This is a genomic window from Traorella sp. mt218, from assembly GCF_055420025.1.
This window is the reverse complement of record NZ_JBVAYM010000005.1, coordinates 1-23,410: the sequence shown is the minus strand read 5'-3', so window position 1 is coordinate 23,410 and position 23,410 is coordinate 1. Positions and strand designations below refer to the sequence as shown.

Below are 23,410 nucleotides of genomic sequence, written 5' to 3'. Positions count from 1 at the left end.
TTGTTCATCACAGCTCTTAATTTGTGATAAAATGATAGCATGAGCAAGAAATGTATTTTAATTGGTGCAGGAGAAATGAAGGAAGAAAACATTTCTCTTCAAAAAAATGATTTTGTCATTGCTGTTGACGGAGGATATCAGTATTGTTTGAAGCTGCATATCCGTCCACAGCTGGTCGTTGGTGATTTTGATTCATATCCTCATTCAATCAGTCATGTCGAGGTTTTACGCAGCCAACCGGAAAAAGATGATACGGATATGATGCTGGCCATTCAGGCAGGACTTGAAAGAGGGTATGATGAATTTGTGATGTATGGTGCTATGGGCGGACGCTTGGAGCATACCATAGGGAATATTCAGTGCTTGAATTATTTATGTCAGAAAAAGGCCCATGGGGTGTTGGTTTCTCAAAACAGCCGTGTAGAAGTGCTTTGTGAAGGAAGCAGATGTTTTGATGCTTCCATGCGGGGTTATATCAGTGTTTTTTCATTGGTGGAGGAATCATTGATTTCTATTGAGAATCTGAAATATCCATTGGATCATAAAGGCTTAAGCAATGCGACGACACTGGGTGTCGATAATGAGTTTATAGGAAAAGAAAGTAAGATCACGCTTCATAAAGGATGTATCTGCATAGTCGTAACGGAGGGATAGGAATGGTTGAAAAAAGGCTTTACTTGTTTAAGGACGGAGAATTGTATTTTAATGATTTCGTACTGGTGATCGATGGTGATGATTTTAAGAAAAAATCGCTTCATTATGTACATCTGGGAGAAAAGACAACGACCATAGGTGTCGAAACATTTGAAGGAAATTATTTGACGCAGATTCATTTTCATAAAAAAATCAAATGGATCGAAAGCAGAGCTTTCGCAAATAATCGAATCGAAAAGATCGTTTTTTCAAGATTGGAGGTTCCGGTCATTGCGAAAGATGCATTTGTAGGGAATCCCGTTTCTTTGGTCATCGTTCCTTATGAAACCTACGATGATTATAAAAAAGTGCTGAGTCAGGTTGACTTTGATCAGCCGGTGGATGTCCGTTCAAATATCGAGATGAAATTCATAAGGCTGAATGAACAGAAAGTTGAAGATACGGTCATCGTAATCAAGGCATTTCCGATTTACGGAACTTATACGTGGCGTATCGAGAAGGAAGAAATTGCTGATCTTGAGCTGCAGATGCGCAAGGATGAGAATCGCTATGATTTCGGAGAGATCGAATTGAGTGGTAACAGATATAATATTTATAAAGATGGTCATGACCATATCTTTATCTATCGTAAAAACGACCAGGGATATCAGGATGTGACATTTGAAGATTTTAAGATAATATATAATGACGCCAGAAAGGCGCTTCTATGATCTGTCCTAAGTGCGGTGCTAAGCTGGTATGCTGTGAGAAAACTTTCAGGTGTGAAAACAATCATACCTATGACAGGGCCAGACAAGGCTATGTAAACCTGATGCTTGGCGGAAATCATGGGGATTCAAAAGAAATGGTAGCCGCACGTCATCGCTTTTTGAATGCCGATTATTATCACCTCTTAAAAGAAAGATTAGAAGAAATTGTGACTCGGTTACAGGTAAGGGTATTGCTGGATCTGGGCTGTGGGGAAGGCTATTATACTTCCGGCATGAGCCGACATGTGGCTGAATGCTATGGCGTGGATCTAAGTAAAGATGCTTTAAAGATAGCTTCACGGATGGATAAGCATACCCAGTATGTCGTTGCCAGCATTTTTCGTTTGCCTTTTGAGGATGAAAGTATTGATGGCATAACGAATATCTTTGCACCTGCACCTGTTGATGAGTGTGCGCGTGTTTTGAAAAATCGAGGGATTTATATACGGGTGGCTCCGCATCGGCGTCATCTTTATGGTTTGAAAAAGAAATTATATGATCAGGTTTATGAAAATGAGATGGAATTGATCAAGGATGAACGCTTTGAACTGATCGGGCGTGTGAAGGTCGAGGATGTCATTCATATCGATGATCATGATGATATTGAGGCTTTGTTTATGATGACGCCTTATTATTGGAAAAGCAGTAAAGAGGCTGCACATAAGGTAGCTGAGATGGAACATTTGGATACGGAGATTGAATTTGATATTCAGATTTATCGAAAAAAAGAGGAAACTGTAACGAAAAAGAACATTTATTTGAAACATGGTTCTTTCACGATTCGCAGTGCTTTTCAAGATGATGCCAGTCAGCTGGTAGAATGGTGGAATGATGGCCGTGTAATGGCTCATGCAGGTTTTCCGAAAGGCTTACATATTGATGAGGCTAAGGTAAAACAACAGTTATGTTCAGATACAAATCATAAAAGACTGATCATTGAAAAAGATTCTCGTGCTATCGGAGAGATGGGGCTTCATTATGTTGATGATAAAACAGCTGAAATTGGTATTAAGATTTGTGATTTAAAAATGCAGGATCAAGGATATGGTAAACAAGTCTTAAGCCTTCTGATCCAATACCTTTTTGAAGAAGAAAAAATGGTAAAAATTATTTTAGATACTGATTTAGAAAATGAGCGTGCACAGCATGTCTATGAACAGCTAGGTTTTAAAAAGGTAAGAGTGAATATTGATTCCTGGGTGAATCAGTTAGGTGAAAAACGTAGCAGTGTGGATTATGAGATGAAGCGCGAGCATTTCAAAAGCTATCTTTAAGAATGGTATAGTCTTTTGTGAAAATTATGGTATAATGGTGAGGCAAAACGAGGTGGAGTATGGCATTTGAATCATTGACAAATAAATTAAATAAGGCTTTTAAAAACTTATCGGGTCAAGGTAAGCTGACAGAAAAAAATATGAATGAGATGCTGAAGGAAGTGCGCATGTCACTTCTGGAAGCAGATGTAAACTATCAGGTCGTGAAGGATTTTATTGCCAATGTCAAAGAAAAGGCAATGGGTACAGAAGTCATGGATTCATTGAATCCAAGTCAGATGGTTGTTAAGATCGTTCATGATGAGATCGTTGCTTTGTTGGGTGACGGTGATAATGAGTTGAATCTGACTTCTTTTTCAACGATCATGCTGGTCGGTCTTCAGGGTACCGGTAAAACGACGGCTGCCGCAAAGATTGCCAATGTTTTGAAAAAGAAAAAGGGCAGAAAACCATTACTGGTTGCCTGTGATATTATTCGTCCGGCAGCCATTGAACAGTTAAAAACGCTTGGAAAAAGCATTGATGTTGAGGTGTACAGCGAAGGTGTCGATGTCGATGTGCTGACGCAGGTAAAGCATGCGCTTGATTATGCGAAGGCCAACAGCTATGATACGCTTATTTTTGATACGGCCGGACGTCTGCACATCAATGAAGAATTGATGCAGGAGTTAAAAGATATCGAAGCTTATCTAAAACCGAATGAGATCTTGCTGACGGTAGATGCGATGAGTGGCCAGGATATCGTCAGTGTGGCTCAAAGCTTTACGGAGCAGCTGCATGTGACCGGCTTGATTGCTACTAAGATGGATGGCGATGCCCGAGGCGGTGGTATCCTTTCGGTCCGCTCACTTACCAAAATACCGGTTAAGTTTGCCAGTCAGGGTGAGAAGATCGATGATCTGGATATTTTCTATCCGGATCGTATGGCAGATCGCATTTTAGGTATGGGTGATATCATGACTCTTGTGGAACAGGCACAGGAGAAGATGGATCTTGAGGAAAGTGAAAGAACGGCCAAGCGCATGATGAGCGGGCGTTTTACACTTGATGATATGCTGGTGCAGCTTCGCCAGGTCAATAAAATGGGTTCGCTTGGCGGCATCTTGAAGATGATTCCCGGTATGAGCCAGATGGCAGGTCAGATCGATGAGGTCAAGGCGAGTCATGACATGAAGAAAACAGAGGCCATCATTCTTTCGATGACACAGGAAGAAAGAGATGATCCAGGCATTCTGAGGGCTTCTCGTAAGAGCCGTATCGCAAAGGGAAGCGGTGTACAGGTCAGTGATGTCAATAAGCTGATCAAGCAGTACGAGCAAAGCAAGCAGGCAATGAAGATGCTGAGTCAGATGCAGAAGGGCGGTATGCCCAATATGGCGAAGATGAATCAGATGATGCGTTCCAGCAGCATGAATCGTCCTAAGCTGAAAACAAAAGGAAGAAGAAGATAGAAGTCCGAAAGGGCTTCTTTTCATTTGCAAGGAAAACGTAAGAAATAAAAAAATAAGAATATGGTAGAATAGGTGCAGGAGGGAAAACATGAACAAAAAAACCAGAAAAAAGTATATTTTACTTGTTGGTGCTATCTTGATGATAAGTGTCTTGATCATGATCCTGTATCATTTCAACATACTGCCTCATCGCTCTTATGACAATGCTTATTTTGGTATTGAAACATTGAAAAGCTCTGTGGATAAGGATCAGGATGGGATCGATGATCAAAGTGATATCCTGATGAATGCACGTAATTATATCAATACTCATCCTAAATATAAAAGTGTCTATTATCAAGGAGGTTATCCGGATGATGGCTATGGGGTATGCAGTGATGTCGTGGCTTTTGCCTTGAAAGATGCCGGTTATGACTTACAGGTACTTGTCGATGAAGATATCGCTGCCCATCCTGAGGATTATGATATTGAGGCGGCAGATGCGAATATAGATTTCCGACGGGTGCGTAACTTACTTGTCTATTTTCAAAATCATGCCCTTTCTTTAACGACAGACATTCATGATATCGAACAGTGGCAGGGTGGTGATATCGTTGTTTTTCATGAACATATCGGTATCGTATCGGATAAAAGAAATAAGCAAGGAATTCCATTTCTGATTCACCATGCCTCACCTTTTCAATTTCGTTATGAAGAAGATGTATTAGGAAGATATGAGATCATTGCTCATTTTAGAATAAGTGAATAGGCATCAATAGGGAGCATATTATTTGATTTGGAAGAGCATGAAAATAGTGATGGATGTCAAGTAAAAAACCTTGACATCTATTCTTCTGTATGGTAGAATCATGTCCGTATAGAAAATATGGAGGAAATAAACACATGGCTGTTAAATTAAGATTAAAAAGAATGGGATCTAAAAAAGCTCCTTTTTACAGAATTGTAGCTGCTGATTCCCGTTTTCCTAGAGATGGAAGAATTATTGAACAAATTGGATATTATGATCCGACTAAAAATCCTGCGGAAGTAAAAGTTGATGCTGAAACTGCTATGAAATGGTTGAAGAATGGTGCACAGCCAAGTGACACGGTTCGTAACATTTTATCTAAGCAGGGTATCATGAAACAGTTCCACGAATCTAAATTGTCAAAATAATGATCGATTACGAAAAGGTTTTATATAACCTGTGCGAACCTATCGTCAGTGATTCGCTGAATCTTTCAGTGAAACAGATGGAGACGTTGGATGAGCATGAAATCTGTCTTTATGTTTACGCAAACAGTGATGACGTGGCACGTTTGATTGGCAAGAAGGGAGCGATGGCTTCCAGTATCCGCCAAATGATGTCAGTAGCAAGCCGCAAGGAAGATAAAAAGATTACGATCAAGTTTGAATCTTATTAGGATGCAGTTGCATCCTATTTTTAGAGGTGAGAGTATGCATCTGAGTATAGGAAAAATAGTGAATACCCATGGAATCAGAGGGGAATTGAAGGTCATACCGAATACGGATTCTTTAGAAGAGAGATTTTCAAAGGGAAATGAAGTATTTGTTCATTATGGTAAAGAAACCATCTGTTTTGAAATAGATTCTTTCCGTATTCATAAGGGCTGTGTTCTGGTGACATTTAAAGATCATCATAACATCAATGATGTTGAGAAGTATAAGGGTCTTGAGCTTTTGATCGAAGTGGATGGCAGTGAGGATGATGATTTTTATTACTATGAGCTTGAGGGCTGTCAGGTATATTATCATGATGAGCTTTTAGGTGAGGTAAGTGAAATATTGGAAACACAGGCACATGAGATCTTACGCATTTCTTGTGAAAATAAGAAGGATATTTTAATTCCGTATGTCGACCGATTTATTTTAAATGTCGATATTGATGAAAAAAGAATCGATGTGGATGTGATCGAGGGCATGCTATGAAAATTACGATCCTGACGCTTTTCCCGGAATTTTTTGATTCTTTTAAATCGACCTCTATCATCAGAAAGGCTCTTGAAAAAGGAGCGGTTGAGCTTGAATGTATTGATTATCGTCAATACACGCTGGATAAGCACAATCATGTTGATGATACACCTTGTGGCGGAGGGGTAGGAATGCTTTTGATGGTCCAGCCGATCGCAGACTGTCTGAAAGCTGTTCGCCAAGAAAATTCACATGTCATTCTGCTGACACCGCAGGGGAAGGTCTTTCATCAGAAGATGGCTCATGACTATGTTCAAAGATATGAGCATCTGATCCTTATCTGCGGTCATTATGAGGGCTTTGATGAGCGTATTCGTGACTATGTGGATGAAGAGGTAAGCATTGGTGATTTTGTGCTTACAGGCGGTGAAATTGGCGCCATGACGATTTCTGATGCGATCATACGCCTGCTGGAGGGTGTGATCACGAAGGAAAGCCATGAGGATGACAGCTTTGAAAACGGTCTTCTTGAGTATCCGCAATATACACGCCCGATCGAATATGATGGAAAAAAGGTTCCGGAGATCCTTTTAAGCGGTCATCACGAAAATATTCGTAAATGGAGATTGAAGGAATCATTGCGCAAGACTTATATAAGACGTCCCGATCTGTTGGAAAAAAGGGCATTTACCAAAGAAGAAAAACAGTTTTTAAATGAAATTATAGAAGAAAATCAAAAAAAATAATTGCATCCTATATTTCATTTATGTTATTATAAATAGGCTTAAACAGGCACGATTATTCCGCTGGTAGCAATACGAATGAATAAGCGTAAAAAAATACATGAGAAAAGGAGAAGAAAGATGAATTTAAATCTAGTAAATGAAGTTACAAAAACACAGTTAAAAAAAGATCTTCCTGAAATCAGAAGCGGAAGCACGGTAAAAGTTCACGTAAAGATCAAAGAAGGCGACAAATCAAGAATTCAGGTATTTGAAGGTGTCGTTATCGCTAAGCAGGGCGGCGGTATCAATGAAAACATCATCGTAAGAAAGATTTCAACTGGTGTCGGTGTAGAAAGAACATTCCCGCTGCATTCGCCAATTGTTGATAAGATCGAGGTAACTCGTGTAGGTAAGGTAAGAAGAAACAAGCTGACTTATCTGCGTGGATTATCCGGAAAAGCAGCTCGTATCAAGGAGATTCGCTAGAAAACAGACTTCGGTCTGTTTTTTTGATAGTTGTGATAAAGAAAGCTGACAAGGTGCATCAATGATATAAATAGATGAATTGACGTCATTTTATTTGTATATGCTTTGACTTATAAAATGATTTTTGTGTAAGGATGTTTTGTGACAATTTATTTATTTAAGTACAAAATTATAAAAAGAATGATATAATAAGAACATGAGAAAAATTGGGAATAAGACGACAACAAAATTATTGAATATACTTCAGATGCAGGTTACTTTTTTAGTCTGTCTGGCCGTCATGCTTTTCGTCGTTAATTTTATCGCCTATCCGATACAGATCGAAGGGAAAAGCATGGATCCGACATTGCATGATCAGGACTTTGGATTTTCAAGCATCCTGTCGTTAAAAACGCAGGGAGTGGAACGATTTGACGTGGTTATCGTGAAGGTTGACAACGAATACTGGGTCAAGCGTGTAATAGCACTTCCGAAAGAAACGATTTCCTGTAAAGATAACCAGATATATATCAACGGAGAGCCTATTCAGGAAGATTTTCTTGATGAAGAATACGTCCGGCAGGAAATTGAAGAACATGGTTTTTTTACGAAAGATTTCAGTGAAATTACGCTTAAGGACAATGAGGTCTTTCTGATGGGCGACAATCGTGTGCATTCGCTGGATTCCAGAATCGTAGGACCGTTTGATATGAGTCAATTGATTGCGAAGGATATATTTATATTGTGGCCTTTTAACCATGGAAAGGTTGTGAAGTGATGGAAGAAAAAAATTTTGATGTAAAAAAAGAAGTTTTTGATTTTTTGAAACTTCTTGTTTTTTGGTTTTTGGTATTTATGGTGGTTACTCGATTTATCGTCAATCCGATTCAGGTCATCGGTAACAGCATGTATCCGACATTGAAGGATAAAGAAAGAGGTTTTTCAAGCATTATTTCCAGGAATTTCGAGATTCACCGTTTTGATATCGTTGTTGTAGAGGCTAAGGATAACAGTGCGGATCACTGGGTAAAAAGGGTCATCGGTTTGCCGAATGAATCCATTGAATGTCGTGATGATGTGATCTATATCAATAATGAACCGATTGAACAGGATTTCTTAGATGCTGAATATGTAGCAAGTGAGGTAGCAGCCTATGGAAGGCTGACCGAGGATTTTGGCCCTGTTACCTTAGGGGAAGATGAATATTTTCTAATGGGAGATAATCGTCAGCATTCCACGGATTCAAGGGTTGTCGGAGCTTTTCACAAGGATGAAATTACGAGTGTGGGCATTTTTATCTATTACCCGTTTGATGAATTTGGGGTAAAATAAATGATTAGAGTCAAATATGAAATCACAGCGGAAGATTTTTTTAAGATGAGAAGATCTGTCGGCTGGCGGGATATTGGTATCACTCAGTTGAAGAAGGCTCTTGACAATACGATGATAACACTCGGACTTTATGATGATCACAAGATCATAGCGATGGGAAGATTGGTCGGTGATTTTTCCTGTAAAGGAATGTTGACAGATATCATCGTTGATCCGAAATATCAAAGAAAAGGATATGGGAAACAGATCGTATCGGAAATCTTGACGCTTTGCAAAAGCCGGTTGGATCAGGGCGATAAGATATGTATAGAAGCAAATCCGACGGCCGGCAACAGATTGTTTTATATCCATTGCGGATTTGAATATGATCCAAAAAAGCAGGAGGGTGTCTTTCTTTGGATAGAGAATGTATAAAAAGAGGAAGTGAATCATGGGCGAAAACAGAATAAATATCAACTGGTTTCCGGGGCATATGACCAAAGCTAAAAGGGAAATGCAGGAAAAATTGAAAATGGTGGATATGGTGGTAGAGTGTCGTGATGCCCGTATTCCCAATGCATCTAAAAATCCTTTATTAGAAGAGCTGATCGCACATAAGCCACGTTGTATCATCCTGACCAAGACAGATAAGGCGGATCCTAAGGAAACGGAAAAATGGATTTCCAGCTTAAAAAATGAAACGACAAAGGTCTTAGGCTGTAACATATTAAAGGATAACATGACGCAGATATTAACTTTTGCCAGTAAGGAAATCATGGCTTCATTTATCGAAAGACAGAAAAGAAGAGGGATCAATCCAAGAGCCATCCGTATCATGATCGTGGGTATTCCCAATGTCGGCAAATCGACATTAATTAATCGAGTTGCTAAGAAAAAGGCTGTTGTCACAGCGGATCGTCCGGGAGTGACGCGTTCGCTGCAGTGGGTAAAGATCAATAAGGATCTTGAATTATTAGATACACCGGGAGTTTTGTGGCCCAAGTTTGAAGATGAGAATGTAGGTTTGTGTTTAGGTATCAGCGGTGCCATCCGTGATGAAATCTTACCTATGGGGGAAATCTTCATGTTTGGTTTAAAATATTGTATGGAGTATTATCCGCAGTATCTGATAAGCCGCTATGAAATTGAATTAAGTGATGATCCATTGGAAAATTTACGGCGTATTGCCAGAAAACGCGGGTGCGTTAAAACAGCCAATGAGCTGGATGAGGAGAAGGCAATGAATCTTTTCATCCGTGAAGCCCGTGATGGATTGATTGGCCGGATCAGCTGGGAGCGAAGCGATGGAAACAGCGAATGAATATGAAAAACGCTGGTGGCAGGATGGAAAAAAATATGTCATCGGCATGGATGAAGCAGGTCGAGGGCCGTTGGCGGGACCGTTGGTAGTGGCAGCCGTCTGTTTTGAAGCGGGTTATCACCATGAGGGAATCTATGATTCAAAAAAGGTCAGCGAAAAGAAGCGGGAAGAAATGTTTCAGATCATTATACGTGAAGCGTTAGAGTACCATATCAGGATCGTAAGTACGCAAGAGATCGATCAATTAAATATTTATCGGGCAACACAAAAAGCGATGGAGGAGCTCGGACGTGAATTTACATATGCAGATGGGATCCTGACGGATGCGATGCCGCTGCATCATATGTCCTGTGAGGTCTGTGATATCATCAAGGGTGATCAGAAAAGTGTCAGTATTGCCGCTGCCAGTATTTTAGCCAAGGTCGTCCGTGACCATATCATGAAGGGCTATGATCTTTTATACCCGGAATATGGTTTTGCGAAGCATAAGGGATATGGTACGAAGCAGCATCTGGAGGCTATTGAAAAATATGGTATATTAGAGATCCATCGTCAAAGTTATGGACCGGTTGCGAAACAAAAAATAAAACAATTACAATTTTTTTAGGAAAAATCACCTTTTCATGCATATATAAGAGTAGAGGTGGTTTTTTTATGAGAGAACAGATTTTATATTATGCATTAAAATATCGTGGAGAATATGCTTCGATGCATCGGGCGATCATGCGTGATGAAACATGGAAAAAAGTCCGTTGTGACCAGCAATATCTTACGATATTGGATGAAGAATATCCCAAGGAGCTTTTTCTTTTGGAATATCCTCCTTATATTCTTTTTTATGAAGGTGATCTTACACTTCTTAAATATCCTAAGGTATGCGTGATCGGTTCAAGAAACTGTTCCGGATATGCTCATAACGGCTGTCATGAATTGATTCGTTCACTGGATGCACATACGGTAATCGTCAGCGGGATGGCTAAGGGAGTCGATGCTTTGGCACATCAAAGTGCCCTTAAGCTGAATTACAGGACGATCGGTGTTATCGGCTGTGGCTTGGATAAGAGTTATCCGAAAGAAAATGCCTGGCTGTATGAAAAAATGAAAAGCAGTCAATTGCTGCTGAGTGAATATCCGTCAGGTACGCTGCCGCTTGCCCATCATTTTCCTTGGCGTAATCGGATCTTAGCGGCCCTGGGAGAGAAATGTTATGTCGTTGAAGCCAGAAATAAAAGCGGAACGATGATCACGGCGGATTATGCCCAGTCATTGAATAAGGAAGTCATTGCGTTTCCATATCGTTTTGATGATGATTTTGGCATGGGCTGTAATTGTCTGATCGAACAGGGAGCGGGTATTTTTATGAAGGAAAGATGAAAAGTGTTGACAAAAAGAAAAAAACAAGAATAATAATAAAGAAGTGAGTGTGATAAAAATGAAAAAACTGGTAATTGTGGAATCCCCATCAAAATCAAGAACGATTGAAAAATATTTAGGAAATGACTATAAGGTCGTTTCCAGCAAAGGACATATACGCGATTTAGCGACAAGTGGTAAGGGAGGACTGGGAATTGATATCGAAAACAATTTCACACCGACCTATGTGATCAGCAAAGATAAAAGAGAAACGGTCAAGGAATTAAAGGAAACAGCAAAGAAATGTTCTGAAATCTATCTGGCAAGCGACCCTGACCGTGAAGGAGAAGCGATTGCGTGGCATCTGGCAGAGGTGCTGGAGGTCGATAAGGATCAGAAAAACCGTGTTATCTTCAATGAAATTACGAAGAATGCGGTAATCGATGCCTTTAAATCACCACGTACCATTGACATGGATCTGGTGAAAAGCCAGGAAACGCGGCGCATGCTGGATCGCATCATCGGTTTTAAGCTTTCAGGACTTCTGAAAAATAAGATCAAATCAAAAAGTGCCGGACGTGTACAGTCTGTTGCGCTGAATCTGATCGTTGAAAGAGAAAAAGAGATACAGGCGTTTAAAAGTGAGGAATATTGGACGATCGATGCTTTGATTACGAAGGGTCATAAGAAATTCAAGGCTTCTTTAAATAAAATTAACGGTAAAAAAGTAAAGATCCAAAATGAAGAAGAAGCAAAAGCGATCGAGGAAGCCTGCAGCGGTGATTATGTCATCACTAAAATAGAAAAAAAGGTAAAAAAGAAACAGCCGCGACTTCCGTTTATTACTTCAACGCTTCAGCAGGAGGCTTCTACCAAGCTGAATTTTTCCAGTAAGAAAACGATGAGCATTGCCCAGAAGCTTTACGAAGGTATTTCCATTAAAGGAAACCATGAAGGTTTGATCACATATATGCGAAGCGATTCAACACGTCTGAGCGATGTGTTCGTAAAGGAAGCCTTTGACTATATTGAAAAAGAATATGGAAAGAAATATGTAGGAAAGGTACATCAGAAAAATAATAAAAATGCGCAGGACGCACATGAAGCTATTCGTGTGACGCATATTGACTATACGCCGGAGTCGATCAAGGATGATCTGACCAATGACGAGTATAAGCTGTATAAGCTGATCTATGCACGTACCATCGCTTATCTGATGGCACCAAGCTTAAGCGACAGCGTAAGCGTAACGATTGAAAATGCAGGTCATGAATTCAATGCGTCAGGCTCGGTATTGACTTTTGACGGTTATTTGAAAGCTTATAGGGATTATGAACAGAATAAGGATGAAGTGCTTCCGGAAATGAGCGAGCAGGAAATCCTAAAGGATGTTTCTTTAGACAGAAAACAGCATTTTACAGAACCGCCTCTGCGTTATTCCGAGGCACGTCTGATCAAGGAAATGGAAGAAAAGGGAATCGGACGTCCAAGCACTTATGCTACGATCATCGATACGATCCAAAAGCGTTTATATGTAGAGCTGGTGAAAAGCAATGAAAACAGTAAGACAAAGGTCTTTATTCCGACAGAGCAGGGTATTTTGACGGATGCCAAGCTTCAGGAATATTTCTCCAGCATCATCAATGTTTCTTATACGGCAAATATGGAAAAAGATCTGGATGAGATTGCCGAGGGCAAAAAGGAAAGTGTTACTGAATTAAGAGAATTTTATGATAAATTCGTACCGCTTTTAGATGAAGCCTATGAAAAAATGGAAAAGGTGGCCCCTCAAAAGACAGGGGAGCTGTGTCCGGAATGTGGCAGTGAGCTTGTTTATCGCAATGGAAAATATGGACGCTTTATTTCCTGCAGCAATTTTCCTGCCTGCAAATATACCAAAAGTGAAAACGAAGAAGAGGTTCGCTCAGAGGAAACATGTCCTAACTGTGGCAGTCCGATGGTGATGAAGAAGGGCCGCTATGGCAGCTTTTTAGCCTGTTCCAATTATCCGGAGTGCAAAACGATCAAAAAGATCAATGCGCCTAAGGAAGAACCAAAGCCAACAGGAGAGATGTGTCCGGAGTGCGGCAAACCGCTTATCGAACGTAAATCGAGATATGGAACGACCTTTGTCGGCTGCTCAGGCTTTCCAAAATGTCGTTATATAAAGAAACAGCCGAAAAAGAAAAAAGGTGAAGAAAATGAATAGTGTCAAGGTAATCGGTGCGGGTCTTGCCGGATGTGAGGCTACATGGCAGCTTGTGAAGCGCAATATTCCTGTGACCTTGATCGAAATGCGGCCTGAAAAAAGTACACCGGCACATAAAAGTGCTTATTTCAGTGAGCTTGTCTGCAGCAATTCGCTGCGCAGCAATGAACTGACAAGTGCGATCGGACTTTTGAAAGAAGAGATGCGTCAGTTTGATTCTTTGATCATGCAGGCCGCTGAAAAGCATCGCTTGCCGGCGGGAAGTGCTTTAGCGGTCGATCGTGAAGCATTCTCAAAGGAAATTACACAGCGTTTGAGCGGGCATCCGCTTGTTACGATCGTTCATGAAGAAGTATGTGAGATTCCAAAGGGTCCTTGTATCATTGCTACCGGTCCTTTGACGAGCGATGCTCTTTCAAAAAGTATCCAGGATCTGCTTCAGGAAGAAGAATTCTATTTTTATGATGCGGCAGCACCGATCATTGAAAAGGATTCGATCGACTTTACAAAAGCCTACTATAAGTCACGCTATGATAAAGATGAAGCAAGCTATATCAACTGTCCGATGACAAAAGAAGAGTTTGAAGCTTTTTATCAAGAAGTGATCCATGCGGAATGTGTCAAGATGCATGAATTTGAAGAAGAAAAATATTTTGAAGGCTGCATGCCATTTGAGGAAATGGCCAGAAGAGGCGAAAAGACACTTTTATTCGGACCGATGAAGCCGGTAGGTCTGGAAACGGATAAGATCAAGCCGTATGCAGTCGTTCAGCTCCGTCAGGATAATGCTGCTGCTTCTTTATATAATGTCGTTGGTTTTCAGACACATTTGAAATGGCCGGAACAGAAAAGGGTATTATCAATGGTTCCGGGTCTTGAAAATGCCCGTTTTGCCCGCTATGGAGTGATGCATCGCAATACGTATATCTGCTCACCTAAGGTATTGAAAGCGACTTATGAGTGCAAGCTGAGAGATGATTTATTTTTTGCCGGCCAGATGTGCGGTGTGGAAGGATATATCGAATCTGCTGCCAGCGGATTGCTGGCGGGCTTGAATATGGCCAATCGTATTCACGGAAGGGAATGTGTGATCCTGCCGCCAAGCTGTATGATGGGAGCCATGGCGCATTATATCACACATACGCATCCTAAATACTTTCAGCCGATGAATGCTACTTATGGCATCATGCAGTGTCTTTCTAAGACGAATAAGCATAATAAAAAAGAAGTGCTTGCAAAGCAGGCATTAGATATCATAAAAGAGAAGAAGGCATGCTTCGATGAATGAATGGATTCATAAATTTCTCGATTACATCGCTTCGATCAATACAGACAGCGAGCATACCAGAGATGCCTATCAGCGTGATTTGAATCATTACCAGAGCTTTTTGGAAAGAGAACAGATCGGCTATGATCAGGCAGACCGTCAGATCATTCTAAACTATATCACTTATTTGCGAATGGAATGTCATTTGAAAAATTCATCGGTCTTGAGAAAGATATCGACCGTCCGTTCATTTTATCGCTATTTAAGTGAATATCATGGATTGGAAACAAATCCCTTTGCATTGATCAAATTGGGAAAAAAAGAAAAAAAAATACCGGAATTTCTTTTCTATGATGAAATGGATGCCTTATTAAACAGCATTCCCCTTGATAACGATGAAGATATTCGCAACCGTGCCATGTTTGAGATCATGTATGCCTGTGGCTTACGTGTCAGTGAGGTCGTTTCTTTAAGAGTTGATGATATCGATCTCAATGACCATGTTTTGCGGGTCATCGGAAAGGGAAGCAAAGAAAGGATCGTTCCTTTCTATGATGAAGCCGGTGATTTCTTAAAGCTGTATTTAAATCAGGTACGTAAAAAATGGTGTGATGAAAAAGAGCGCATCTGTTTTTTGAATTTGAAGGGAAAGCCTCTGACGACCCGTGGTGTTCAATATATCTTAGATAAGGTCGTTTTAAAAAGCAATCTGCTTCTCAAGGTACATCCTCACATGTTTCGTCATTCATTCGCAACCCATCTTCTCGATAATGGAGCGGATCTCAGGGTGGTGCAGGAGCTTTTGGGACATTCCTCACTTTCAACGACCCAGATTTATACGCATGTATCGAGAGAGCATTTAAAAAATACATATGAAAAAGCTTTTCCTCGCAGATAGCTGACAATAACGCTGAAATTCCTATGAAATCAATAAAAACGCTTGTTTTTCAGGCGTTTTTATTCTATAATAAACAAGCGCAAAGCGCAAAATACACACATCATGGATTCTCTGATCCGTGCCTTAGTCCCGAAGCAGGTTGATGATGATAGGTTATCAGAGATATGAAATGATGGAGGAAAAACGGAGGAAAAGTATATGGCAGTCATTTCAATGAGAAAATTATTGGAAGCAGGTACTCATTTCGGACACCAGACTCGCAGATGGAATCCGAAGATGAAACCAAACATTTATACATCAAGAAACGGTGTATATATCATTAATCTTGAGAAAACTCAGGAACAGATCGAAGAAGCTTACAACAAGCTGAATCAGATTGCGGCTGAAGGCGGAAAGGTACTTTTTGTCGGTACGAAGAAGCAGGCTCAGCAGATCGTGATGGAAGAAGCTTTACGTTCAGGCTCATTCTATGTTAATCAGAGATGGCTTGGAGGACTTCTGACAAATTTCAGAACGATCCAGAAGCGTGTAAAACGTCTGATCGAAATCGAAGAAATGGAAGCAAACGGTTCTTTGGAGGTTTATCCTAAGAAAGAGGTTGCCCAGATCAAGAAGGAAAAAACAAAATTAGAAAATTCATTAGGTGGAATCAAGGAAATGAAGAAGCTTCCAAACGCTTTATTCGTGATCGATCCTAAGGAAGAACATAATGCTGTTGCGGAAGCCAAGAAATTAGGCATTCCTGTATTTGCGATGGTAGATACGAACTGTGATCCTGAAGTGGTTGACTATGCAATCGCTTCAAATGATGATGCTGTCCGTTCGATCAAGCTGGTTGTTGAACTGATGGCAGATGCAATCGTAGAAGCTAAGGGCGGCTTGCTGTCAGTAGCTCGTCAGGTTGAAGAAGAACCGGATGTTACGATGGCAGATGTAATCGTGAATGTAGAAGAACAGATTGCTGAAAATGAAAGACGTCGTCGTCAGAAGAACGAAGAAAGACGTGCTCAGCAGGCACAGCGTCGTCCTTACAACAGAGATGCAAAAAGAGGCGGACGCTCATTCGCAAGAAAAGAAAAGGAAGAGGTTGCAACTGAAGGAACAGTTGCTGAACCGGTAGCTGAAGCAAACGAAGTGAAAACTGAAGCAGAAGCTGGCGAATAATAACAGGAGGAAAAGCAAATGGCAATTACGGCACAAGATGTAAAAGCGTTAAGAGAAAAAACAGGTGCAGGAATGATGGACTGTAAAAAGGCCCTGACTGAATGCGACGGTGATATTGAAAAGGCCAGTGAATGGCTGAGAGAAAAGGGTATCGCAAAGGCTGCTAAGAAGGCCGGACGTATTGCTGCGGAAGGAGCTACTCGTGTAGCTGTTGACAACAATACAGCCGTTATCTTTGAAGTCAATTCAGAAACAGATTTTGTTGCGAAAAACGAACAGTTTTTAGCGCTGATGGATACGATCCAGAATTTATTGCTGAAAAACAAGCCAGCTACTGTTGAAGAAGCAATGGCTGCTAGTATGGATGGCAAGACATTGGAAGAATTAGTTACCGATGCTACGGCAACGATCGGTGAAAAGATCACTTTCAGAAGATTCAAGATCGTTGAAAAAACAGATGCTGATGTATTTGGTGCTTATATTCACATGGGCGGCAAGATCTCTGCTTTAACTGTTTTAACAGGTACAAATGATGCAGCAGTAGCAAAAGATGTTGCAATGCAGGTAGCTTCTATGAATCCGCAGTATGTTTCCCGTGAGGATATGCCTCAGGAAGCTATTGAGAATGAAAGACATGTCCAGATGGAAATCTTAAAGAATGATCCTAAGCTTTCCAGCAAGCCTGAAAAAGTACTTCACGGAATCGTTGAAGGAAGACTTACAAAGTCACTTCAGGAAATTTGCTTAGTTGATCAGGTTTACTTTAAGGAACCGGATCTGAAGGTTGGCCAGTATGTGAAGAATCACAATGCAAGCGTGAAGTCTTTCGTACGCTATGCTGTTGGTGAAGGTATTGAAAAACGTCAGGAAAACTTTGCTGAAGAAGTAATGTCACAGATCAACGGATAATTGAAAAACCTATGCTGATGCATAGGTTTTTTTATATACATGATTGAATAATCGCTATATTATGATATAATATTAGTAATCATTCTCAAAATGAAAGAAGAATGAGAATATGGAAAGGAAGAATGACTATGTGGATGTGTTCGATTTGCGGCTATGAATATGATGGTGAAGATTTTTTAAGCAATGAGGATGATTATGTTTGTCCTTTATGTGAATCAAAGAATTCATATCGTGACAGAGATATGAATTCGGAAATCGAAATGGCTGTAAGAGAATTTAAAAATAATGAGTAGAGCTGCTTAGGCAGCTTTTATTTTTTTTAAAAGAATAAATTCATGGATACCAGATGATTTAAACTGTGATATAATGAAACAGGAAAGAAGGTGTTTGTATGTCTCCTGAGCCCTTAGGCCCTGATCGAAGTAGAATGAAGAATAAAACAGGAGATATGCAAGACTATCTCCTGTAAAAAGGGAGGTAGGAAATATGATTGAATTCTACAAGACTTTTAATAATGTAACTAAAAAAATAGCAGCACCTGAAAAAGGCTGCTGGATCAATGTCGTACATCCGAGTACAGAGGAAACAGAATATCTGGTCAATGAAGTTAAGGTCCTTCCTGAATTTGTCAAGGCTTCTTTAGATGAAGAAGAAAGCTCACACGTGGATTATGATGAAGATGAAGGCCAGACGCTGGTGATCGTGGATTATCCGAATGCTGATGATGATCCAAATAACAAGACGCTGCTTTATACGACCTTACCGTTAGGTGTCGTCATCATGAAGGATTATATCGTAACGATCTCGCTTCAGGAAAATCTCAATATAGAGGATATGGCTGAAGGCAGGATCAAAGGAATGAACACAGAGCTCAAGACACGTTTTCTGCTCTTGCTGCTTTTGAGGATTTCCCAACGTTATCTGATTTATCTTCGTCAGATCGACCGTGAATCCTCACGAACAGAAAGAAAGCTTCATCAGTCAATGCAGAATAAGGAATTGATCCAGATGCTGGGACTTGAAAAATCACTGGTATATTTTTCCACTTCTCTGAAGTCAGATGAGGTTACTCTGAATAAGATCATGCGTGGCAAGCTGATCAAAATGTATGAGGATGACCAGGATCTTTTAGAAGATGTCATGATTGAAATTCATCAGGCAGTTGAGATGTGTAATATTTATTCAAATATCTTGTCAGGTACCATGGATGCTTTTGCTTCGGTCATTTCCAATAACTTGAATATCGTTATGAAAGTGCTGACGGTCATTACGATCGTTATGGCAATTCCAAATATCATTTTCAGCTTTTATGGAATGAACGTTGAAGGGCTTCCTGTGGCACAGTGGTGGTTTCCGACCCTTCTGGCAGTGATTGCCTGTCTGATTGCCACATGGATCTTTAAGAAAAAGGATATGTTTCATTAAAAACTCCGCACTCTAATGCGGATTTTTTATATATTTAAGAAGGATCTCTTTTTGATTGAGGGAAGGATCATCAAGCACCAGATCCGTGCATTGATGCAGGGCTTCCTTGATTTGTTTTCCTTGAAATCCCAGTTTGATGAGATCATTTCCGTCCACAGCCAGCTTTTCTAAATAATCATGCTGCCCGATCATCTGATGAAACAGTGTAAGATCCATTTGCTTGAAAAGCAGGATCTTTTCACTAAGCTCAATTCCATTATCGTAGATCAAGTGCCGCAGCCTGCGTGGATCGTTTGAAAGGGAAATCTTCTTATATTCGACAAGCGTTACGACCTGTCGGATCATTTTTTTTGAACAATGCCAACTTTTTAAGATCTTCTTTGCATATGAACTTGAAAAGAAAAGACAGGCTATCTTACATTCAAGATCATGCGGGCAGACTTCAAGAGCATCTGATATCGAAGAATGGGCATGAATATTAAAATAGGGAAACAGATGATAATAGACAAGAATCGGATAAGGATTTTTTTCTTCAACCATCAAAATCTGTTTCAATTCATCGACCTTACGTTCGATAGAAATAGCATCTAAAAGCGGAAGAGATTGAAACAGGGCTTTTTCTGTTTCTTTTTCGATCGTAAAATTTAAAGAGTATGCAAAACGGATCGCTCTCAAAATGCGCAAAGCATCTTCCTGAAACCGTTTTTTAGGATCGCCGATACAACGGATGGTCTTATGTTTCAGATCGTCAAGACCATGATGCTCATCGATCAGATGTCCGTTTGTATCACAAGCAAAAGCATTGATCGTAAAATCCCGGCGTTTTAGATCTTCATGGAGAGAGCGCGTAAAGGCAACCTTTTCAGGAATACGGTGGTGAAGATAATTTTGTTCGATTCTAAATGTCGTAATTTCGATATGATGATGCTGGTTGATGATCGTAAGGGTTCCGTGGCGGATGCCTGTTTCGATGATCTTGTATTCTCCTAGTATTTTTTTCATTTCTTCAGTGCTGGCAGCAGTGGCGGCATCATAGTCATGAACCTTTTTGCCTAAAAGAAAATCACGGATACAGCCTCCGACATAATAGGTTTCATAATGTTCGCTCAGCTTTTGAATCACTTCCTGAATCGGCTGAGGCACTAAGAGTTGCAAAGTTTTCATCTTAGCTTTATTATAAATTGGAAAGGAAGAGGTAACAAGAGAATGTTGAAAAAAGTTGTAGATATTGCTCATGATATATTGCTTGAGGGAATGGATGAACAGAGTATTGCTGTTGATTTTACCTGTGGTGGCGGTCATGATTCATTATTTTTAAGTCAGCATGCTTTATATGTGCATAGCTATGATATTCAAAAGGAGGCTCTTGATGATGCGAAAAAGCTCTGTCATCAGGCCAAGAACATAAGTTTTCATCATAAAAGCCATTTATATTTTGATGAAGATGTGGAGCGGTTTGATCGAGGAATCTTTAATCTGGGATATTATCCCAAGGGTGACAGAAGCATCACGACACAGGCCCATGAGGTGCTGGAGGCTATAAAAAAAGCACTTGATAAGCTTAACCATGGCGGTAAGATCGTCATTGTCTGCTATCCGGGTTTTGAAGGCGGTAAGCTGGAAGCCGAGCAGATTGAAAAAGCACTTGCTGGTCTTGAAAGCAAGTGGTATGATGTTTATCGCTTTGGCTTGTTAAATCGACATCAGGCACCATATCTGATAGGAATTGAAAAGCATTAGGGGGAAGAAGTATGAATCAGGAAAGACAAATGTCACAGTCGATGCCGCTGGCAATCATGCTGACGCTTGCGGGAGGCTTTCAGGATGCCTACTCTTATAATAGTCGTGGGCATGTATTTGCGAATGCCCAGACAGGAAATATCGTTTTATTTGCTCAGAATCTGATGAGCGCCCAGTTTGATCAGGCGTTGCATTATCTTGTGCCGGTGCTCGCTTTTATGATTGGAGTCTATGTCAGTGAAAGGATCCATCATAAATATAAATATTCACAAATGCTGCATTGGCGACAACTGATTCTTTTCAGTGAGGTTTGCCTGCTTATCATAGCTGGATTTATAGAATCAGATATGGCTGCTAATATTTTATTATCTTTTGCTTGTGCCATGCAGGTGCAAAGCTTTCGCAAATTTAAGGGAATCATGTATGCGACCACGATGTGCATCGGCAATATGCGCAGTGCGACAGAAATGCTGTGCCAGTACCATATCAGTCAAGATGAAGAAGTGAAAAGGAAAAGCTATCGTTATTATCTATTGATCCTTATTTTTGCACTGGGAGCCGGTTTAGGGGCTTTAAGTTCATGGCAATGGGGAAATCATTCCATTTGGATAGCGGCCTTATTTATGATGCTGGGGGTCATTCTGATGTTTGTTCGAGAGAAAAAAGAAGAAGAATAAAAAAATTTAAAAAAATTAGCACTCTACTATTGTTATTACAGCGTAGCTTTTGTCTTAGTTCATAGAGTGCCGTAAAGTGCTTATTTACAGGCTTTTTACGGGTTTTATGAATTTATCACATTTCATCAAAAATCGTCAATATACAAAAATTTGGTGTCAAAATTGGTGTCAAATAACCTTGATTTGAGATTTTGATGAGCAACACATCAGTATAAAAAATTGAATATTTTATAGATTATGGAACGCCTAAAATGACGTTCCTTTTCTATTTCCAGCCGTTCTTATTGGACGGCTATTTTATTACCCAAAATGAAAGGAGCATTAGATTTATGAAAAAGACATGGAAACGATTGTGTACGGGCTTCTTAGTTCTTGCAACTGTCGTTACTGCTTTACCGACTACACCTGTCCATGCAGAAAGTAAGCAATACTGGACGGAAAGTGCAGAGCGTGTCGGTATCATTGAAAAAGTAATGAATGACGGTTCTATCGGTTCGACATTCAATGAGGGCTATATGAAAGTCGAGGGCGAAACTGCCTATTGTATTGACATCAATACAGATTTTAAGAACGGCTACAAGACCAGAGCTGACGCAAGCTCACGCATGAGTGCCAACCAGATTTCAGATGTGGCGTTATCCTTAGAGTATGTCAAACAGTATGGCGAAGCTCACAAGGAACTGAATTACAAACAAGTCTATCTGTTGGAACAATGTGTAGTTTGGCAAAGATTGAGCGTACATCTTGGCTGGCAATGTGATAACGTGCGAGCTTCTTATGATGAAATTCCAAAGGCAACGCAGGACGAAGTTTTCGCTGGTGCAAGAACTTTTGTCAAAGAAAATAAAGGACGCTATGAATGTGGCGGTTATATCTACTCTGGCGAGGGACAGGAATTAGGACAATTCTGGGCGAAGCTGAATGTCGGAAATGCGAAACTGCAAAAGACTTCCAGTAATAACAGCATTACAGACGGTAATGGGAATTACTATATTTCTGGTGCAACCTATGGTGTCTTTTCTGATAAGGACTGTACGAAACAGCTTGCCACCCTTACGACTGATGGAAACGGAAATACAGATGTTGTAGAGGTAACGGCTGGCACAGTCTATATCAAGGAATTATCCGCACCAGCAGGATATAAAGTGGATAAAACTGTATATTCCTTAAAGGTTGAAGCTGGAAAGACAGCAACATTGAAAGTATCTGATACGCCAAAAGTAACGGACACTTTGATTGAGCTTTTCAAGATTGATATGGAAACACAGAAAGACAATCCGCAGGGGAACGCTTCTCTAGCAGGTGCGGAATTTACATGGAAGTATTATGCTGGCTTCTACAATAAAGGAAATCTCCCTGCCGAAGCTACTCGTACATGGGTTACAAAGACAATCGCTGAAACAGACAGCGACGGGAGAACTCATTACATCACAAAATTAGCGGACGCATACAAAGTATCTGGCGACAACTTCTATATGCAGGACGGTAAGGCGGTTCTTCCACTTGGGACGATAACCGTAGAAGAAACAAAAGCTCCAAACGGCTACCTGCTTGACGGTGCATATATGCAGGCTGGCGATAAGTCCGAACAAATAAAAGGCTTATACCTTACACAGATTACCGAGGACGGAGACCTTGCCGTATTATCTGGAAGTAACCAGTTTTCCGTATCAGATAAGGTTATCCGTGGCGGTGTCAAAATTCAGAAACGAGATTTAGAAACAGGCGATACAAAGCCACAAGGAAGTGCCACTTTGAAAGATACTGCTTTTGACATCATTTCATTAAATGATAATGCGGTATTGGTTGAGGGCAAGTTATACAAGAAAAATGAAGTGGTAAAAACAATTCGTACAGATATTGAGGGTATCGTTTCTACTTCTTCTGACTTTTTACCTTATGGAAAC

At 40.3% G+C, this 23,410-nt stretch carries 26 protein-coding genes and 1 pseudogene; 26 read left to right on the top strand and 1 reads right to left on the bottom strand.

Features of this window, described 5'->3' with window-relative positions; all coding sequences use genetic code 11:
• The first annotated feature begins 39 nt into the window (after positions 1 to 39).
• From ACZYT3_RS03815 to ACZYT3_RS03705, 23 genes are all read left to right on the top strand, one after another.
• Positions 40 to 654: a thiamine diphosphokinase gene (locus tag ACZYT3_RS03815; RefSeq protein WP_294561808.1), complete on the top strand. Its 615-nt coding sequence runs from the start codon at positions 40 to 42 to the stop codon at positions 652 to 654.
• 2 nt (positions 655 to 656) lie between these two features.
• Positions 657 to 1,364, top strand: coding sequence for a leucine-rich repeat protein (locus ACZYT3_RS03810; RefSeq protein WP_294561809.1), 708 nt, complete (start codon positions 657 to 659; stop codon positions 1,362 to 1,364).
• Positions 1,361 to 2,677, top strand: a complete 1,317-nt coding sequence (locus ACZYT3_RS03805; protein WP_464087742.1) for a GNAT family N-acetyltransferase — start codon at positions 1,361 to 1,363, stop codon at positions 2,675 to 2,677. Before ACZYT3_RS03810 ends, ACZYT3_RS03805 begins: the two co-directional genes overlap by 4 nt.
• A 59-nt stretch (positions 2,678 to 2,736) precedes the next feature.
• The gene (ffh, locus tag ACZYT3_RS03800) at positions 2,737 to 4,128 is read left to right on the top strand and encodes a signal recognition particle protein (protein WP_464087741.1); all 1,392 of its coding nucleotides are present in this window, start codon (positions 2,737 to 2,739) and stop codon (positions 4,126 to 4,128) included.
• An 88-nt stretch (positions 4,129 to 4,216) separates the two neighbouring features.
• A complete protein-coding gene (locus ACZYT3_RS03795) occupies positions 4,217 to 4,876 on the top strand; it encodes a DUF1287 domain-containing protein (RefSeq protein ID WP_464087740.1) in 660 nt (219 codons plus the stop codon).
• A gap of 134 nt (positions 4,877 to 5,010) precedes the next feature.
• Entirely contained in the window at positions 5,011 to 5,283 is a 273-nt protein-coding gene (rpsP, locus tag ACZYT3_RS03790) for a 30S ribosomal protein S16 (RefSeq protein ID WP_071442457.1), read from the top strand.
• Entirely contained in the window at positions 5,283 to 5,531 is a 249-nt protein-coding gene (locus ACZYT3_RS03785; protein WP_294561813.1) for a KH domain-containing protein, read from the top strand. Before rpsP ends, ACZYT3_RS03785 begins: the two co-directional genes overlap by 1 nt.
• A gap of 34 nt (positions 5,532 to 5,565) precedes the next feature.
• Positions 5,566 to 6,057 (top strand): ribosome maturation factor RimM, encoded by a 492-nt coding sequence (gene rimM / locus ACZYT3_RS03780; protein ID WP_464087739.1) that lies wholly within the window; start codon positions 5,566 to 5,568, stop codon positions 6,055 to 6,057.
• Entirely contained in the window at positions 6,054 to 6,785 is a 732-nt protein-coding gene (trmD, locus tag ACZYT3_RS03775) for a tRNA (guanosine(37)-N1)-methyltransferase TrmD (RefSeq protein ID WP_294561815.1), read from the top strand. Before rimM ends, trmD begins: the two co-directional genes overlap by 4 nt.
• 117 nt (positions 6,786 to 6,902) lie before the next feature.
• On the top strand, positions 6,903 to 7,250 hold the full coding sequence (gene rplS / locus ACZYT3_RS03770; protein WP_464087738.1) for a 50S ribosomal protein L19: 348 nt from the start codon (positions 6,903 to 6,905) through the stop codon (positions 7,248 to 7,250).
• A gap of 196 nt (positions 7,251 to 7,446) precedes the next feature.
• Positions 7,447 to 8,007 carry a signal peptidase I gene (lepB, locus tag ACZYT3_RS03765; protein ID WP_294561817.1) on the top strand — a complete coding sequence of 187 codons (561 nt, stop codon included), beginning with the start codon at positions 7,447 to 7,449 and terminating at the stop codon, positions 8,005 to 8,007.
• Positions 8,007 to 8,561, top strand: a complete 555-nt coding sequence (gene lepB / locus ACZYT3_RS03760) for a signal peptidase I (protein ID WP_464087737.1) — start codon at positions 8,007 to 8,009, stop codon at positions 8,559 to 8,561. Before lepB (ACZYT3_RS03765) ends, lepB (ACZYT3_RS03760) begins: the two co-directional genes overlap by 1 nt.
• On the top strand, positions 8,562 to 8,975 hold the full coding sequence (locus ACZYT3_RS03755; RefSeq protein ID WP_464087736.1) for a GNAT family N-acetyltransferase: 414 nt from the start codon (positions 8,562 to 8,564) through the stop codon (positions 8,973 to 8,975).
• A gap of 16 nt (positions 8,976 to 8,991) precedes the next feature.
• On the top strand, positions 8,992 to 9,861 hold the full coding sequence (gene ylqF / locus ACZYT3_RS03750) for a ribosome biogenesis GTPase YlqF (RefSeq protein ID WP_464087735.1): 870 nt from the start codon (positions 8,992 to 8,994) through the stop codon (positions 9,859 to 9,861).
• On the top strand, positions 9,845 to 10,468 hold the full coding sequence (locus ACZYT3_RS03745; RefSeq protein WP_464087734.1) for a ribonuclease HII: 624 nt from the start codon (positions 9,845 to 9,847) through the stop codon (positions 10,466 to 10,468). Before ylqF ends, ACZYT3_RS03745 begins: the two co-directional genes overlap by 17 nt.
• Positions 10,469 to 10,515: 47 nt before the next feature.
• Positions 10,516 to 11,235 carry a DNA-processing protein DprA gene (gene dprA, locus ACZYT3_RS03740; RefSeq protein WP_294562758.1) on the top strand — a complete coding sequence of 240 codons (720 nt, stop codon included), beginning with the start codon at positions 10,516 to 10,518 and terminating at the stop codon, positions 11,233 to 11,235.
• A gap of 58 nt (positions 11,236 to 11,293) precedes the next feature.
• The gene (gene topA, locus ACZYT3_RS03735; RefSeq protein WP_464087733.1) at positions 11,294 to 13,423 is read left to right on the top strand and encodes a type I DNA topoisomerase; all 2,130 of its coding nucleotides are present in this window, start codon (positions 11,294 to 11,296) and stop codon (positions 13,421 to 13,423) included.
• Complete coding sequence (gene trmFO / locus ACZYT3_RS03730; RefSeq protein ID WP_294562760.1) at positions 13,416 to 14,711, top strand: methylenetetrahydrofolate--tRNA-(uracil(54)-C(5))-methyltransferase (FADH(2)-oxidizing) TrmFO; 1,296 nt, start codon at positions 13,416 to 13,418, stop codon at positions 14,709 to 14,711. Before topA ends, trmFO begins: the two co-directional genes overlap by 8 nt.
• Complete coding sequence (gene xerC / locus ACZYT3_RS03725; RefSeq protein WP_464087732.1) at positions 14,704 to 15,588, top strand: tyrosine recombinase XerC; 885 nt, start codon at positions 14,704 to 14,706, stop codon at positions 15,586 to 15,588. Before trmFO ends, xerC begins: the two co-directional genes overlap by 8 nt.
• A gap of 198 nt (positions 15,589 to 15,786) precedes the next feature.
• A complete protein-coding gene (gene rpsB / locus ACZYT3_RS03720; RefSeq protein WP_294562762.1) occupies positions 15,787 to 16,752 on the top strand; it encodes a 30S ribosomal protein S2 in 966 nt (321 codons plus the stop codon).
• A gap of 18 nt (positions 16,753 to 16,770) precedes the next feature.
• Positions 16,771 to 17,661, top strand: coding sequence for a translation elongation factor Ts (tsf, locus tag ACZYT3_RS03715; RefSeq protein ID WP_294562763.1), 891 nt, complete (start codon positions 16,771 to 16,773; stop codon positions 17,659 to 17,661).
• 122 nt (positions 17,662 to 17,783) lie between these two features.
• Positions 17,784 to 17,954: a rubredoxin/rubrerythrin gene (locus tag ACZYT3_RS03710; RefSeq protein WP_464087731.1), complete on the top strand. Its 171-nt coding sequence runs from the start codon at positions 17,784 to 17,786 to the stop codon at positions 17,952 to 17,954.
• Between the two features lie 193 nt (positions 17,955 to 18,147).
• Positions 18,148 to 19,086, top strand: a complete 939-nt coding sequence (locus tag ACZYT3_RS03705; RefSeq protein WP_294562765.1) for a magnesium transporter CorA family protein — start codon at positions 18,148 to 18,150, stop codon at positions 19,084 to 19,086.
• A 12-nt stretch (positions 19,087 to 19,098) separates the two neighbouring features.
• Here the strand turns inward: ACZYT3_RS03705 and ACZYT3_RS03700 are convergent, their stop codons facing one another.
• A complete protein-coding gene (locus ACZYT3_RS03700) occupies positions 19,099 to 20,241 on the bottom strand; it encodes a CCA tRNA nucleotidyltransferase (RefSeq protein WP_464087730.1) in 1,143 nt (380 codons plus the stop codon).
• Positions 20,242 to 20,292: 51 nt separating this feature from the next.
• On the opposite strand from ACZYT3_RS03700, the gene mnmM reads away from it, so the two are divergent.
• The 3 genes and pseudogenes from mnmM to ACZYT3_RS03685 form a co-directional block, all read left to right on the top strand.
• A complete protein-coding gene (mnmM, locus tag ACZYT3_RS03695) occupies positions 20,293 to 20,826 on the top strand; it encodes a tRNA 5-(aminomethyl)-2-thiouridylate-methyltransferase MnmM (protein WP_294562767.1) in 534 nt (177 codons plus the stop codon).
• Between the two features lie 11 nt (positions 20,827 to 20,837).
• Positions 20,838 to 21,503: a YoaK family protein gene (locus ACZYT3_RS03690; protein WP_294562768.1), complete on the top strand. Its 666-nt coding sequence runs from the start codon at positions 20,838 to 20,840 to the stop codon at positions 21,501 to 21,503.
• Positions 21,504 to 21,832: 329 nt separating this feature from the next.
• Positions 21,833 to 23,410: pseudogene (locus ACZYT3_RS03685) on the top strand (SrtB-anchored collagen-binding adhesin); the annotation flags it as partial.